16 protein-coding genes are annotated in these 13,777 nt (G+C 41.6%); 6 read left to right on the top strand and 10 right to left on the bottom strand.

The window, feature by feature from the left end:
* The first annotated feature begins 19 nt into the window (after window positions 1-19).
* A complete protein-coding gene (locus ACP7BU_RS00745; protein ID WP_180038714.1) occupies window positions 20-1,465 on the top strand; it encodes an adenylate/guanylate cyclase domain-containing protein in 1,446 nt (481 codons plus the stop codon).
* A 115-nt stretch (window positions 1,466-1,580) separates the two neighbouring features.
* Here ACP7BU_RS00745 and fdx read toward each other — a convergent pair whose 3' ends face one another.
* The 8 genes from fdx to ACP7BU_RS00705 all read right to left on the bottom strand — a co-directional run bounded on the left by fdx (window position 1,581) and on the right by ACP7BU_RS00705 (window position 7,757).
* Window positions 1,581-1,919 (bottom strand): ISC system 2Fe-2S type ferredoxin, encoded by a 339-nt coding sequence (gene fdx, locus ACP7BU_RS00740; RefSeq protein ID WP_004279821.1) that lies wholly within the window; start codon window positions 1,917-1,919, stop codon window positions 1,581-1,583.
* Between the two features lie 15 nt (window positions 1,920-1,934).
* On the bottom strand, window positions 1,935-3,794 hold the full coding sequence (hscA, locus tag ACP7BU_RS00735; protein ID WP_005107162.1) for a Fe-S protein assembly chaperone HscA: 1,860 nt from the start codon (window positions 3,792-3,794) through the stop codon (window positions 1,935-1,937).
* A gap of 41 nt (window positions 3,795-3,835) precedes the next feature.
* Entirely contained in the window at window positions 3,836-4,351 is a 516-nt protein-coding gene (hscB, locus tag ACP7BU_RS00730; RefSeq protein WP_425878278.1) for a Fe-S protein assembly co-chaperone HscB, read from the bottom strand.
* A 104-nt stretch (window positions 4,352-4,455) separates the two neighbouring features.
* On the bottom strand, window positions 4,456-4,776 hold the full coding sequence (gene iscA, locus ACP7BU_RS00725) for an iron-sulfur cluster assembly protein IscA (protein WP_004279817.1): 321 nt from the start codon (window positions 4,774-4,776) through the stop codon (window positions 4,456-4,458).
* Window positions 4,777-4,810: 34 nt separating this feature from the next.
* Entirely contained in the window at window positions 4,811-5,197 is a 387-nt protein-coding gene (gene iscU, locus ACP7BU_RS00720; RefSeq protein WP_004279815.1) for a Fe-S cluster assembly scaffold IscU, read from the bottom strand.
* Between the two features lie 104 nt (window positions 5,198-5,301).
* Complete coding sequence (locus ACP7BU_RS00715) at window positions 5,302-6,519, bottom strand: IscS subfamily cysteine desulfurase (protein WP_004279813.1); 1,218 nt, start codon at window positions 6,517-6,519, stop codon at window positions 5,302-5,304.
* Window position 6,520: 1 nt separating this feature from the next.
* Window positions 6,521-6,994 carry an Rrf2 family transcriptional regulator gene (locus tag ACP7BU_RS00710; RefSeq protein ID WP_004279811.1) on the bottom strand — a complete coding sequence of 158 codons (474 nt, stop codon included), beginning with the start codon at window positions 6,992-6,994 and terminating at the stop codon, window positions 6,521-6,523.
* Between the two features lie 112 nt (window positions 6,995-7,106).
* Complete coding sequence (locus ACP7BU_RS00705; protein WP_425878281.1) at window positions 7,107-7,757, bottom strand: hypothetical protein; 651 nt, start codon at window positions 7,755-7,757, stop codon at window positions 7,107-7,109.
* A 203-nt stretch (window positions 7,758-7,960) separates the two neighbouring features.
* On the opposite strand from ACP7BU_RS00705, the gene ACP7BU_RS00700 reads away from it, so the two are divergent.
* The 3 genes from ACP7BU_RS00700 (at window position 7,961) to ACP7BU_RS00690 (ending at window position 10,865) form a co-directional block, all read left to right on the top strand.
* On the top strand, window positions 7,961-8,434 hold the full coding sequence (locus tag ACP7BU_RS00700) for a phasin family protein (RefSeq protein WP_114540741.1): 474 nt from the start codon (window positions 7,961-7,963) through the stop codon (window positions 8,432-8,434).
* A 162-nt stretch (window positions 8,435-8,596) separates the two neighbouring features.
* On the top strand, window positions 8,597-8,869 hold the full coding sequence (locus tag ACP7BU_RS00695; RefSeq protein ID WP_004279807.1) for an HU family DNA-binding protein: 273 nt from the start codon (window positions 8,597-8,599) through the stop codon (window positions 8,867-8,869).
* 130 nt (window positions 8,870-8,999) lie between these two features.
* Window positions 9,000-10,865 carry a SurA N-terminal domain-containing protein gene (locus tag ACP7BU_RS00690; protein WP_425878284.1) on the top strand — a complete coding sequence of 622 codons (1,866 nt, stop codon included), beginning with the start codon at window positions 9,000-9,002 and terminating at the stop codon, window positions 10,863-10,865.
* A gap of 60 nt (window positions 10,866-10,925) precedes the next feature.
* On the opposite strand, the gene ACP7BU_RS00685 is transcribed toward ACP7BU_RS00690, so the two are convergent.
* Window positions 10,926-11,795 carry a DUF2797 domain-containing protein gene (locus ACP7BU_RS00685; RefSeq protein ID WP_425878286.1) on the bottom strand — a complete coding sequence of 290 codons (870 nt, stop codon included), beginning with the start codon at window positions 11,793-11,795 and terminating at the stop codon, window positions 10,926-10,928.
* A 34-nt stretch (window positions 11,796-11,829) separates the two neighbouring features.
* Here ACP7BU_RS00685 and ACP7BU_RS00680 point away from each other — a divergent pair, with 34 nt between their 5' ends.
* A complete protein-coding gene (locus tag ACP7BU_RS00680; RefSeq protein ID WP_253148174.1) occupies window positions 11,830-12,300 on the top strand; it encodes a DUF6231 family protein in 471 nt (156 codons plus the stop codon).
* 105 nt (window positions 12,301-12,405) lie between these two features.
* Window positions 12,406-13,077, top strand: a complete 672-nt coding sequence (locus ACP7BU_RS00675) for a YidB family protein (RefSeq protein ID WP_253148175.1) — start codon at window positions 12,406-12,408, stop codon at window positions 13,075-13,077.
* Between the two features lie 66 nt (window positions 13,078-13,143).
* On the opposite strand, the gene ACP7BU_RS00670 is transcribed toward ACP7BU_RS00675, so the two are convergent.
* Window positions 13,144-13,758 (bottom strand): OB-fold-containig protein, encoded by a 615-nt coding sequence (locus ACP7BU_RS00670; RefSeq protein ID WP_004279798.1) that lies wholly within the window; start codon window positions 13,756-13,758, stop codon window positions 13,144-13,146.
* Window positions 13,759-13,777: the final 19 nt, after the last annotated feature.

Below are 13,777 nucleotides of genomic sequence, written 5' to 3'. Positions count from 1 at the left end.
GACTTCAGGGAGTGAGTGAGTGCAATTAGACGACTGGATTCAAAAAGAACCCCATCAGTTTGAGTATTTCCATCGCATGATGGGATACATCATGCTGTCTGTGGTTCTGGTCGTCTTTCATTACACTGAACCAGATACCCAGTATCAGCTTTTTGTTCCATTTTTTTTGTTTCTGGTTTTGCTAATTACACCGAAACTATCTCGCTGGCTGATCTATCGTCATGATTATCACATCCGGCGTAATATTCTTTTCCTGATTGATGTCATTGTCATTTCGGTGGTTTTGGCGGCCGTGCATCTGGACTTGGTCTTGTCCTTGCTGGGTTTGGTCGCAGTGCTCTATACCGCGATCAGCAATAAAATTTCATTTATGATGGCATCTCTAGCCAGCCTGATCGGGATTACGCTTTTTTATCTGGCCAATATTCTGGTCTTTGGGTTTAATAATTATTTCGAACCGACCAGCAGTGAGTTGACCGTTTTAGGCTTTATCTGTCTGATTACCTATTTTGGTGTCGGAAGTTTTTATCAAAGTGGTCGTGTGCAATACATGACCCAGAAAAAAGACCATTATTTCGAACAGATGAACCGTTATATGGAATTTGCCAATCAGCTGAGTCGCTATGCGCCCGTGCAGTTGTGGCAATCCATTATGAAAGGTGAATCTGAAGCCAAAATTGAATATAAACGTAAAAAGTTGACGATCTTTTTCTCTGATATTCAAGGTTTTACCGAGCTATCTGAAACCCTGATTCCAGACGATTTAGCTTTCCTGCTGAATGACTATCTGCGGCACATGACTGAAATCGCCAAAAATTATGAAGCGACTGTCGATAAATTCATGGGTGATGCGATCCTGATTTTCTTTGGTGATCCGAACTCTGAAGGTGTGGAACAGGATGCCAAGAACTGCATGGAAATGGCATTGGCGATGCGTCAGCAAATGAAATTGCTGCGGGAACGCTGGATTAAAATGGGTTATCCGCCATTGCATATCCGTATGGGGATTTCGACCGGTTATTGCCATGTAGGGAATTATGGGGCAACGCATCGTATGGCCTATACCATTGTAGGGCGTGATGCCAACCTGGCAGCGCGTTTGCAAAGTGCAGCGGAAGTTGATGAAATCCTGATTTCGGAAGATACTCATAATTTGATCAAAGATGATTATCTTTGCGCACCGAAAAAGCCGATTTTCCTGAAAGGCATTAAAGCACCTGTAAGAACTTGGCAGGTCATGGAAAAATACGCGTCTCAGAAAGTTGAGTATCAGCGCTGGTTCGATTATGAATATAAGGGCTTTCATTTATTACTGAATCTGGATGAAGTGCAAAACTTTGAATATCCCGAGCTGATTCATGTGCTGGAAAAAATGATTAAACGTATTGAAACTCAGCAGAAAATGACCAATTCGCAAGGCATTGTCAAGCTGAAGCTGGAAGATGAAGTGATTGAACATATTTAGAATTGATCTAAATTAACTCAATCCAAATAAAAAATATTTGATTAAAACTGCTTATATTTAAATATAAAAAACCACGCCTGAGCGTGGTTTTTTATTTTAGCCTGCAACGAAAATCTTAGTGATTTTCTGACGCATGGTTAATGGTGTATTTTGGAATTTCAATTTCCAGATCTTCATCGTCCAGTTTAACCTGACAAGAAAGACGTGAATCAGGTTCTAAACCCCAGGCACGATCGAGTAAGTCAGCTTCAACATCATCCATTTCTTCCAGGCTGTCAAAACCTTTGCGTACCACTACATGGCAGGTGGTACACGCTGCTGACATATCGCAAGCATGTTCGATTTTAATGCCATTTTTTAGCAGGCTTTCGCAAAGATTGGCATTTTGTTCGACTTCAAACTCAGCACCTTCGGGGCAAATCTGCGCATGTGGAAGAACTTTAATACGTGGCATAGTCGTTACCTTAAATTAGTTTGAGTTTGACCAGTCGTCGAGTTTAGTGCCCTTAAGAGCTGCATCAATATGTTGATTCATACGTGCTGCTGCAAAAGCATCACTATGTATTTTAAGCTGTTCAACGGCAGATTCAATCGCTTTGATATCTGAACCCTGAAGCTGAGTTTCAAGTTGTGCTTGCGCAGTTTGCAGTGCTGCAAGTTGATCTTCAGTCAACAGACCGGCATCCGCTTTGAGTGCCTGAACCAGTGCTTCCAGCTCACGCTGTGCTTCCACTTTGGTTTCATTCAAATGACGAAGATTCTTATCTTCTTCAGCGAACTTATAACCGTCTAGCAACAGACGTTCAGTATCTTCACCCGATAAACCATAAGATGGTTTGATATCGATTTGAGCCGTCACGCCAGAGGTGGTTTCTTTGGCAGATACAGTCAGCAAGCCATCTGCATCGACCTGGAACGTCACTTCAATACGTGCCTGACCGGCAGTCATTGGTGGAATGCCATGCAGGACAAAACGCCCTAAACTACGGCAATGCTCAACCAGATCACGTTCACCTTGAACCACATGAATCAACATGGCAGTCTGGCCATCTTGATAAGTCGTAAATTCCTGACGACGAGCGACTGGAATCGCAGTATTACGCGAAATTAATCGTTCAACCAGTCCGCCCATGGTTTCAAGACCAAGAGACAGAGGCGTCACGTCTAATAGTAATGAGCCATCAGTTGAGTTGCCAATCAATTGGTTCGCAGTAATTGATGCGCCAATCGCAACCACTTCATCCGGATTAATAGTGCATAGTGGTTCTTGATTGAATACTTCACGCACGGCTTTTTGTACTGCATAAGAACGGGTTGAGCCACCGACCAAAACGACATTTTGAATGTCATCCAGTTCAAGCTTGGCATCACGCATCACACGCTTACATACGCTGATGGTCTTATCCAAAGCAACTTTAATGATCTCTTCAAATGTCGGACGGTCAAGCGTCAATACCTGATCAAGCAATTTGAGTTGAACTGAATCTGCATCAGACAAAGCTTCTTTGGCTTTACGTGCTGCAACCACAAAATGTGCATATTCTGCATCATTCAAGGTGTCAATATTCAGTTGTTTCTTGGCCCATTTCAGGATCAAACGATCTAGGTCATCACCACCGAGGGCAGTGTGGCCACCGGTTGCCAGAACTTCAAACACACCTTGACTAAAACGCAGAATCGAAACGTCAAAGGTACCACCACCCAAGTCGTAGATCACATAGTTGCGATCTGTACTTAAGTTGCTTTCCTGATCGAGACCATAAGCAACAGCAGCAGCGGTTGGCTCATTCAACAAACGTAAAACATTCAAGCCAGCAAGTTGAGCAGCATCACGGGTTGCCTGACGCTGTGCTTCATCAAAGTAGGCCGGAACAGTAATAACGGCACCATTGACCGGATTTTGCAGACTGGCTTCAGCGCGGTCTTTCAACTGCTTTAAAATTTCTGCAGAAATCTCAACCGGCGTCTTACGGCCTTGTGCGGTTTCAAAAGCCGGCATTTCATTCGCTTCACCAACCAACGCATAAGGATGCTGGAATTTGATGTCAGCTTTCGAGCGACCCATAAAACGTTTTACAGAAACGATGGTGTTTTTAGGGTCAGTAGTAATGAAAGGCGCAGCTTCATTGCCGTATTGAGTCTGTTGTTCTGCATAATGCACGATAGAAGGAAGTAGCACACGACCTTGTTCGTCATTAAGTACTTTGGCTTTACCTGAAAGAACCGTGGCAACCAAAGAGTGGGTGGTGCCTAAATCGATACCAATCGCAATGCGGTGTTCATGTGGTGCACTTGATTGACCTGGTTCTGCAATTTGCAAGAGAGCCATAGTGTTACATCCTTTGCACGTTAAATATTAAATACTAAAAATTAGAAATCATCATCAAGATCAAAGCTGTCATCGTCCAGGAAGCGGTCTTCCGCTTTGTCGATATCGGCCATGACTTTAACGAAGAAGCGTAGTTTGCGCACTGTATCGCGTGCTTCGGCCCAGTCTTCATCCGCATAATCAATTTTGAACTCGCGAACCAAGCCCTCAATCCATTGCTGGACTTCGACTTTCAGTGAAGTTAAATCTTCAGCAGAAGTTGCATCGTCAAGTTGTTCACGAATTTCCAGAGCGTCCTGCAAGAATTCAAAATCACTGATCGACTGATCTAAGTGATAATCCTGTTTCTTGAGAGACAGTAAATACGCTGCACGGCTATCGACCGCTGACAAGGTTTTAAATGCCTGATTGATATCACTTGATTTAATCACAGCCTGATCTTTGTCTTCAGCTTTATCTGGGTGATATTGTTGCTGCAACTTTAAAAATTCAGTCTTTAAAGCCGCTAAATCAATATCGAGTGCTACAGGAAGGTTGAACAACTCAAAATGATTCATGGGAGATGGGATCCGCGATTAATGTGCAAAAATAACTGTATAAATGCAATTAAAACAGTGTGAAACACACTGTTTTAATGTTAAAAAGAGAATAACTGCCGGGTTTATACAGTGAAGGATTCACCACAACCGCATTCGCCTTTTTTGTTGGGGTTGTTAAATTCGAAGCCTTCGTTCAAGCCGTTTTTAACATAGTCCATCTCCATACCTTCAAGATAAACCAGGCTTTTCGGGTCAACGAATACTTTAACCCCAAACTGCTCAAAGGCTTGGTCATGTGTATCGACTTCATCGACGAACTCGAGCACATAGGCCAGACCAGAACAGCCTGAAGTTTTCACACCAACGCGAATGCCTTCACCCTTACCGCGATTTTTTAAATAATTGCTGATATGAGTTGCAGCATTTTCAGTTAAATGGATCATGAAAACTCCGTTAAAATTTCAAAACGTGGAACAATTAAGCTTTAACTTTCTTGCTACGGTAGTCTTCTACAGCTGCTTTGATTGCATCTTCAGCAAGAACAGAGCAGTGTACTTTTACTGGTGGAAGTGCAAGTTCAGTTGCAATATCAATGTTCTTGATCGCTTGAGCTTGATCCAAAGTTTTACCTTTGAGCCATTCGGTCACAAGTGAACTTGATGCAATGGCAGAACCACAACCATAAGTTTTAAAACGTGCTTCTTCAATCACGCCTTCGTCGTTTACCTGAATCTGTAAACGCATCACGTCACCACATGCTGGCGCACCAACCATACCAGTACCAACGTTTTCAGCATTTTTGTCTAAAACGCCAACATTACGAGGGTTTTCGTAATGATCAATTACTTTTTCGCTATAAGCCATGTTGCTTCTCCAAACCTCGGGGTCAGCCTTAGTATTAAATATGGGGGTAAAAAAACTTTTCTCAATGAGATAGCAACGGATTTGTTACTATCTCAGGATGAAAATTAGTGCTCAGCCCACTCAACTTTAGAAAGGTCGATACCTTCCTTATACATATCCCAAAGCGGAGAAAGTTCACGTAACTTCTCAACAGCAGCTTTAGTGATAGTCAATACGTGATCGATATCTTCTTCAGTGGTGTACTTACCGAAGCTGAAGCGGATCGAACTGTGTGCAAGTTCGTCTGAAAGACCCAATGCACGAAGTACATAAGATGGTTCAAGTGTTGCAGATGTACATGCCGAACCTGAAGATACCGCAGCATCTTTCAATGCCATCATCAATGATTCGCCTTCAACGAAGTTGAAGCTAATGTTTAGATAGTTCGCTACGTTTTGTGTTGGATGGCCGTTCAGGAACACTTGTTCAAGACCTTGTAAGCCATTCCACAATTTGTCGCGAAGTACGCGTAAACGAGTCTGTTCAGCTTCCAGGTTTTTACCTGCAAGTTCAAATGCTTCACCCATACCGACAATCTGGTGAGTCGCAAGGGTACCTGAACGCATACCACGTTCATGACCGCCACCATGCATTTCAGCTTTAAGGCGTACACGTGGGCTACGACGTACAAACAGGGCGCCAATACCTTTAGGGCCATAGATTTTGTGCGCAGAGAAGCTCATCAAATCTACTTTTAAAGTTGAAAGATCAATTTCAACTTTACCCGCTGCCTGAGCTGCATCGACATGGAAGAAAATCTTGTTGGCGCGAGTGATTTCACCAATCGCTGCAACATCAGTCACAGTACCGATTTCATTGTTCACCATCATCAGGGAAACAAGAATTGTGTCTGGACGGATCGCTGCCTGTACCATTTCAGGCGTAATTAAACCGGTTTGAGGTTGAGGCTCAATATAGGTAATTTCAAAACCTTCAGACTCAAGCTCACGACAGGTATCTAAAACTGCCTTATGTTCGATTTTAGAGGTAACGATATGTTTACCTTTAGATGCATAGAAATGAGCCACACCTTTAAGCGCAAGGTTGTCTGACTCGGTTGCACCTGAAGTCCATACGATTTCACGTGGATCAGCTTTAATTAAATTCGCAACTTGTTCACGTGCATATTCAACTTTTTCTTCTGCTTGCCAACCATACGCGTGTGAACGAGATGCCGCATTACCAAAGGTACCATCGAATGTTAAGCATTCCATCATACGTTCAGCAACCTGAGGATCTACAGGAGTTGTAGCTGCATAATCAAGATAAATCGGACGTTTCATGTCAAATACCTGTAACCGATAAAAGGGCTGAATCTAAAGGTGCTGATTTTTGGCGTAATGACACAGTCTGGACGTTGTCACGTGCAACCAGATCAGCAAGCGAGATTTTTTCTAAATAATCGGCGATGTGATGGGAGAGTTCCTGCCATAAATCATGAGTCAAGCACATCGCGCCATTCTGGCAATTGCCTTTATGGTCACAGCGAGTCGCATCAACTGTTTCGTTTACAGCTTCAATAATTGCTAACACAGTAATTTCATCTGCATTACGTGCTAAATGGTAACCACCATTTGCGCCACGAACACTAGAAACTAAACCATGACGCTTGAGCTTCGCAAATAACTGCTCAAGATAAGCAACAGAAATAGTTTGACGTGCTGCAATTTCAGCGAGCGTTATCGTTTTTTCAGAAGGCTGCAAAGCTAGATCAAGTAGAGCAGTCACAGCGTAGCGACCGCGAGTGGTTAGGCGCATGATTCGATACACATGGTTAGACTAGATGTGTAGATTTTATGAATCCCGACTAAATTAGTCAAGTTATTTTTAGTAGACCTTAGTGGGATTTAATTTTTGGAGAATGAAAGATTTACATGCTCAGCCAATTATACACTAATAACATAATCAAAAGTACGCTGCTCAGGCCAAAAATGATATTAATACGCTTTTGACGGCGTTCGATCCGTTTCAGGCGGTTTTTATACTGTTTGACTTCCACTTGCAGGGTATTGATCTTGGAGCGCTGTTCTTCAATTTTCTTTAAAAGCGGTGCAATACGCTTTTTAGAAGCAATAATTTCCGCTTCATCCGTCGGCGCATCAGACAGCCAGTGTTTCCAGTCGGCTAGTACTTTTGGCAAGCTGAATACGGTTAACAGATCACGAAACTCATCTTTTAAAACCTGATTGCCATCAATGCGCATGCTGCGAATGCTACGACGATTGCCAAAAATGAAAATTTTAATCAGATCGGGAAGTGTAGTGCGCACATCCAGGTCGACAATGCGGCCCGGTGCTTTGTGGTCAAATAATAGTCCATTGGAGGTGAATTGCACATAAAAGTCGAAATATGGAATATAGCTATTGATTTTAATCGAGATGTTTTTATCTACAAACTTTTTGGCCTGTAATGCAACGACACGATCATGCTTGAGAATGAAAGTAAATATTGTCTCTAAAACAATTAACGTCATCGTAAGCAACAAATGCGGTTGATTTTGACTTTGTTGCGATTCGCTCATATACAACCAATCCTTACCTGAAATATAAAGTGAAAAAGCTTCCTGCTTGTGAAGAGATTTCAGGGTTAAATCAAATTAGACTTGAAATAAATTGCTTTGTAGAACAGTTTATCAAATCTATCAAGTACTAAATTTGCTATTATGCAGTGGTTTTGTAGAATAATTTATAATAATTGCGCAGAAAACAAACAGGAGCCGTGCACATGGACAAGTCAAAAACAGCACAAGACTCAGCTGAAGCTTCGAATGAGAAAATGCTGAAACCCAAGTCTAAATCTGCCTCGGAGCGCAAATCGGTTCTTGATTTTCGTAAATACACCAAACAGATCTGGTTGGCTGGACTCGGGGCATTTTCACGTGCAGAAGAAGAAGGCAATAAACTGTTTGACTCGCTGGTCAAGGTCGGGGAAGAACTTGAATCTAAAACTGCAGATATTGCCGATCAAACTGTAGAGAAGGTTTCAGAAAAAGCCAAAGAGTCGGTCACAGACACCAAAGACAAAGTGGAAAAATTAATCGACAACTCTGTTCATCACTCATTGAATCGTATAGGATTAGTCACACTGAAGGATGTACAGTATTTGGAACGTTTAATTCTCCAGTTGCATGCCAAGGTTGATCAGTTGACTGCGGAACAAGAAAAAATGAAAGAAGAATTGTCGAAAAAACTTAAATAAAATGACTTTATTTATTATTCAATGTTTTTTTCGCATATTTTTTGAAAAAAAAGAGGTTCTTAAGTATTGCGTTTATACCTAAAGCATTGCTATAAAGGCGTTATGGCATGTTAAACCAATTCTTGAACCTTAAATAAACGATATTAAGAGGACGTAATCTTCATGAATAAATCAGAATTAATTGATGCAATTGCAGAAAAAGGGGGATTATCTAAGGCTGACGCAGGTAAAGCTTTAGATGCTACAATTGCTTCTGTTACTGAAGCTTTAAAATCGGGTGATACAGTAACTTTAGTGGGTTTTGGTACTTTCGGTGTGAAAGAACGCGCTGCACGTACTGGCCGTAATCCACAAACTGGTGCTACTCTCGAGATCAAAGCAAGCAAAGTACCTAGCTTCAAAGCAGGTAAAGGCTTAAAAGACGCTGTAGCTTAAGCTTACCCAGCGACGAAACGCGCCTTCTTTGGCGCGTTTTTTATTGATAAATTTAATTGTGATGATTAACACATTCATTCAATGGGTATTTTCGGTTAAAATCCTTTGCAAATAAAATATTGGAATACTTATGGAAGCTTTTCGTAAAGTTATTAAGGGTTGGTTGGGCAAAGTCTTGCTCGTTCTGTTTTTGACCCCGTTAGCACTTGTAGGTATTGAAGGATATTTTAGCAGCGGAAACTCTGATGCGGCAAAATCAGTGAACGGGACTGAAATATCTCAAAAAGAATTAGAGTCACTGACCAAATCATTTAAAGAACAATATCTCAGTTATGCCAATGGGGATGAAACTTTACTGAATCAAAGCTTCATTGACCAAAAAGCCATGGATACTCTGGTTGCACGTACTTTATTGCTGCAACAGGCTGAAGAATTAGGGATCAGTCTGAGTGACCAGCAAATTGAACAGATGATTGCTCAGCAGCCTACTTTCCAGCAAGATGGAAAGTTCTCGAATGCTTTATATGAAAATTATCTAAAATCAATTGGCATGACCAATCGCGCTTTGATTGAAAGTTTACGTAAAGATCATGCGCTGAAGATGCTGTCATCGACTTTCCTGGATTATCCATTGGTAAGCCCAGTCGAAATGCAGCAGATTGCTGATTTACAAACTGAACAACGTCATATTCATATTTCCAGCATTAATCTGGATAGCTATAAAAAAGATGTCAAAGTGACGGATGCAGATATTGCTGCCTATTATGAAAAACACAAAACGCTATTCAAACAGCCGACCAGCGTAGATGTCGACTATTTGGTGTTAAAGCCAAGCGATATTCAGGTGCAGAGCTTAGCGGTTACAGATGCTGAGCTTCAGGAAGCGTACACGGCTTTTGTCGCGACACAAAAACAGGCAGTTAAACCAGATGTGAAGCATATTTTAATTACGGCGGACAGTCGTAGTGATGCTGAAGCGAAAAAACTGGCGACCGAGATTGCAGCCAAAATTAAAGCCGGTACCACTTTTGCTCAAGCTGCAGCACAATATTCTGAAGATCCTGAATCTAAGTCTAAAGGTGGTGCGCTTGCTGTCTATGAAGAAGGTGTATTTGGCACTGCATTTGACCAGACGGTTAATTCTTTAAAATCAGGTCAGGTTTCTGCACCGGTGAAAACAGATTATGGATACCACATTATTTCTGTGCAAACGCCAGATGTTGCGGTTCCTTCTTTTGAGTCACAAAAAGCACGTTTCTCTGAAGAAGCCTTGGCTGCTAAAAAATCCAATGCATTCTCTGATACGGTCAATACGCTAAATGATATGGTAGTAGGAAGTGATTCTCTGGATGTCGTTACACAGGAAGTTAAAGGTGTACAAGTCCAGAAAGCTCAAGGAGTGACACTTTCGACTCGTGATCCTGTGCTGAGCGATGCTAACCTCAAAGTCAAATTGTTTAATGATGATGTTAAAAATGGTGATCGTAATGCTTCATCAAGCATTCAGTTGGCCAATGGTGATGTAGCCTGGATTAAGGTGCGTAATTATCATGCAGCTGGCGAACAAACACTGGCAGAAGCAAAACCGCGTGTTAAAGCTCAGTTGATTGAAGACAAAGCAGCTGCTTTGGCAAAAGCAAAAATTCAGAAAGCTTTGGATGAGTTCAAAACCAAACCGGCTGCGGCAGTGGCGAAAGGTGATTTGATCTTTGAAGATGCTGGTGTTTACACACGTGCTGAAGGTTTACTAAAACGTGATGTACAGCGTGCGGCCTTTAGTCTTCCGACACCAAAAGCAGGCCATTGGTCAGTGACTACAGCGAAAATGCCAAATGAGCTGGTTGTGGTTGCCGTATCAGAAGTGAAGAAAAATCCGGTGGATGTGTTGAGTGCAGAACAACGCAGTGAGTTGGTGAAGTTATATCAACAACTTCGTGGTCAGCAAGAATTTGATGACTATACGCGTTACCTGAAGTCTCAGGCAAAAATCAAATAAAATTGTTGTATAAAAAACCAGCCTGCGGGCTGGTTTTTTATTTTCTAGGCAAATAATGGTTTAAGCACGAATAATCAGTTCATAACCGGTATATTTGCGCATATTAATTACGCCAGTATCCAGAATTAAATACTGACCCTTGATGCCTTGTAATTTTCCACGAATCACAGGAGTTTTATCCAGATTATGCGATTTAATCTTTTCTGGATATTGTTCTACCGGATAAATAAACTCTCGTGCGAACTCATCGTCAAGCACTTCAATATTTTCATTAAATTCTAGATTCTGATTAAATTCTTCACGAATGCTTTGAATTTTAGGCGCGAATTCTTCTAAAAGTTGTTCACGCACTTCAATCAGATTCAATGGTTCTGCTTCACCTTTGAGTAGCTTGCGCCAGTCAGTCTTATCAGCAACCTGAGTACCAAACATGACCTCAAGCTTTCCAGAAAGACGACGTGAGCCCACTTTCATAATCGGCAGGGCTTGGGTCGCGCCCTGATCAAGCCAGCGGGTCGGCATTTGGCTGGTACGGGTAATACCGACCTTTAATGCGCTAGAATTGGCCAAATAGACAATATGTGGCTGAAAGCAGACATTCTGTGCAAACTCATCTTCGCGGCAAGTGCCCAAATGATAATGGCACGTCTCTGGTTTCATGATGCACATATCACATGAAGCATTGGTTTTAAAACATTTAAAACAGTGACCTTGCGAAAATGATTTGGAAGTTTTGTTGCCACAAGACACGCAGTAAATATTACCGGTCCATTCAATCTCGATTTCTTGGCCTAAATTAAACGGAAGATCAATTTCTGCACGATCTAAAATTAATTTATATTCAACATTTGCCCGCTGTATCTGTTGATCAGTTACACTAAGGTCCTTGAGGCCGACGTGCATTTTATGACAAATGCCCTGAAGTTCCATAAAAATTACTCACTTAAATCATAAGGATGCAGTTATGGCTGAGCAGAATGTCATTACTTCGATGCTAGACGATTTCGCACAGGAACAGCCAATTCATACTGCTATTTGTATTGGGCAGGACTTGAGCCAAGTCCAGTTTCAGCCAGTTATTCAATGGTCCTATTTTAGCGTATCTGACTTTTTAAATCTGCCTTTTCAGCAACGTTATGACTTGGCTGTGGTGATGCTGGATACTGTAGAAACAGAACATTTGTCTGAACAGATCATGAGTCAAATTCTGGTGAAATTACGTGATTTGTTTGCCAAACGGCTAGTGGTGATCAGCCGGATGCAAAATGAAAAGTTATTGAGAGCTTTAGGATTTACCCAGCTGATTGACAAAACTATACATGAGGCCGATTTTGCGCTGTGGCAGTTTAATATTTTAACCTATAAGCACGTGCCAGACTGGTTTAACTCCAAATTTTGGGCCAATCCGGAAAACTGGGATAAATTTCGCTGGTAAGCTAAAAACTAGCTTAACCAAGATTGCAAATATTAACACAATCTTGCCTAGACAATATGAGGGCAGGCCGTATTCTGTAATTAAGATGCACATAGGATATAGGACATGACAAACCTGAGTAGTATTGTGGAAATATTAGCAAAGCAGGCATTGGGTGGTGGACAGTTGCAGCAAAAGTCCTCACAACAAGGTGGCTTGGCAGATATCCTGGGGTCTGTGCTAGGGCATTTAAACCAGTCAAATTCTCAGCAAAATCAAAATACTCAAAACCAGCAAAATCAAACCGGCCAGCAGACTCGACAAAATGGTCTGGGGGCAATTTTAGGTTCAGTACTAAGTCAGTTCGGTGGTAGTGGTACTCAAGGTACTGCTCAGTCTCGTTCAGGATTGGGTGGTTCTACTGGTAAAACCTTATTGATTGCAGTACTGCCTTTAGTGCTGGCCTGGATTCAAAAACAGGGCGGTTTACAGGGTGCATTAGACAAGCTCAAAGGACAGGGGCTCAATAGCCAGGTCGATGATTGGGTGTCGACCGGCCCCGGTGAAAATGCCAATGTCGATCCGCAGCAGGTGCAAAACCTGTTTGATGATCAGGAAGTTGAAGCAGTTGCACAACAAACCCATGCACCGAAACAGGATGTTTATAGTGCGATTTCACAGGTCTTGCCGCAGATTATTGATTCGCTTACTCCACAAGGTGAGCAGACCAGTAAGCAAGAAGCCAATAATGATATTCAAAATGTATTGAATATGGTTTCAGGACTTCTTAAAAAATAAATCTAAACATTAAAAAAATCCCGATATCTGTCGGGATTTTTTAATAACTATTAAATGATTTAGAATTTAATCTAGATTCATGCTAAACAGCTGATTAGATTTACAAATTTTCTTGGCAACATAATGAGATTTTCTCATGCGAATCAGGATAATCTGCGACTGAAACCCGAGTTCACCAAACTCAGGTTCTACCTGTACATAATGTAGTTGTCCATACTCATCCCGTACCCGTGCTTGAGCAGAAAAACCGGGACGGGCATTGCCACTGGAAATCGTCGCCAGACGACCAAGTAGATTGACATTGTTCTTTTTATATTTAGGGGGAATGACCTGATCCAGACAGTGAATCATAAAAATAGTAAAAAAAGTCGCAATGATCAAAGCTGGAATAATCAGATAATAGGCAGGCAGAAATTTAAATTCCTGAGAATAGATCAGGAACTGTAAAACATAGCCGGCAAAGCTAAAATTCATCAGGAAGAAAAACACAATCAAAGTTTTGGAGAATTTGACGTTTAGTAGATCCATCTGCTGAAAGTCATAAGGTGAAATTTTTTGCAGAAACTTGCTGGGTCTGAGTCCAAAATAGAAACCAATGGTTTTCACCACACCAAACAGAATAATCGCCAATAAACTCAGATGAAAAGGCATCAGGTTATAGTCTAGAAAAAATGCAGGCATGGTGAAGTCCGTTTTCGTC

The sequence above is a fragment of the Acinetobacter sp. 40AMC3-4 genome (assembly GCF_049898185.1).
Taxonomy (GTDB): domain Bacteria; phylum Pseudomonadota; class Gammaproteobacteria; order Pseudomonadales; family Moraxellaceae; genus Acinetobacter.
This window is presented reverse-complemented; position numbering and strand designations above follow the sequence as displayed.

What these genes read in the sequence shown, in the direction of transcription:
- fdx (WP_004279821.1), bottom strand. Translation starts at nt 1,919, where the DNA reads ATGCCACGTATTAAAGTTCTTCCACATGCGCAGATTTGCCCCGAAGGT.
- hscA (WP_005107162.1), bottom strand. Translation starts at nt 3,794, where the DNA reads ATGGCTCTCTTGCAAATTGCAGAACCAGGTCAATCAAGTGCACCACAT.
- hscB (WP_425878278.1), bottom strand. Translation starts at nt 4,351, where the DNA reads ATGAATCATTTTGAGTTGTTCAACCTTCCTGTAGCACTCGATATTGAT.
- iscA (WP_004279817.1), bottom strand. Translation starts at nt 4,776, where the DNA reads ATGATCCATTTAACTGAAAATGCTGCAACTCATATCAGCAATTATTTA.
- iscU (WP_004279815.1), bottom strand. Translation starts at nt 5,197, where the DNA reads ATGGCTTATAGCGAAAAAGTAATTGATCATTACGAAAACCCTCGTAAT.
- ACP7BU_RS00715 (WP_004279813.1), bottom strand. Translation starts at nt 6,519, where the DNA reads ATGAAACGTCCGATTTATCTTGATTATGCAGCTACAACTCCTGTAGAT.
- ACP7BU_RS00710 (WP_004279811.1), bottom strand. Translation starts at nt 6,994, where the DNA reads ATGCGCCTAACCACTCGCGGTCGCTACGCTGTGACTGCTCTACTTGAT.
- ACP7BU_RS00705 (WP_425878281.1), bottom strand. Translation starts at nt 7,757, where the DNA reads ATGAGCGAATCGCAACAAAGTCAAAATCAACCGCATTTGTTGCTTACG.
- ACP7BU_RS00700 (WP_114540741.1), top strand. Translation starts at nt 7,961, where the DNA reads ATGGACAAGTCAAAAACAGCACAAGACTCAGCTGAAGCTTCGAATGAG.
- ACP7BU_RS00695 (WP_004279807.1), top strand. Translation starts at nt 8,597, where the DNA reads ATGAATAAATCAGAATTAATTGATGCAATTGCAGAAAAAGGGGGATTA.
- ACP7BU_RS00690 (WP_425878284.1), top strand. Translation starts at nt 9,000, where the DNA reads ATGGAAGCTTTTCGTAAAGTTATTAAGGGTTGGTTGGGCAAAGTCTTG.
- ACP7BU_RS00685 (WP_425878286.1), bottom strand. Translation starts at nt 11,795, where the DNA reads ATGGAACTTCAGGGCATTTGTCATAAAATGCACGTCGGCCTCAAGGAC.
- ACP7BU_RS00680 (WP_253148174.1), top strand. Translation starts at nt 11,830, where the DNA reads ATGGCTGAGCAGAATGTCATTACTTCGATGCTAGACGATTTCGCACAG.
- ACP7BU_RS00675 (WP_253148175.1), top strand. Translation starts at nt 12,406, where the DNA reads ATGACAAACCTGAGTAGTATTGTGGAAATATTAGCAAAGCAGGCATTG.
- ACP7BU_RS00670 (WP_004279798.1), bottom strand. Translation starts at nt 13,758, where the DNA reads ATGCCTGCATTTTTTCTAGACTATAACCTGATGCCTTTTCATCTGAGT.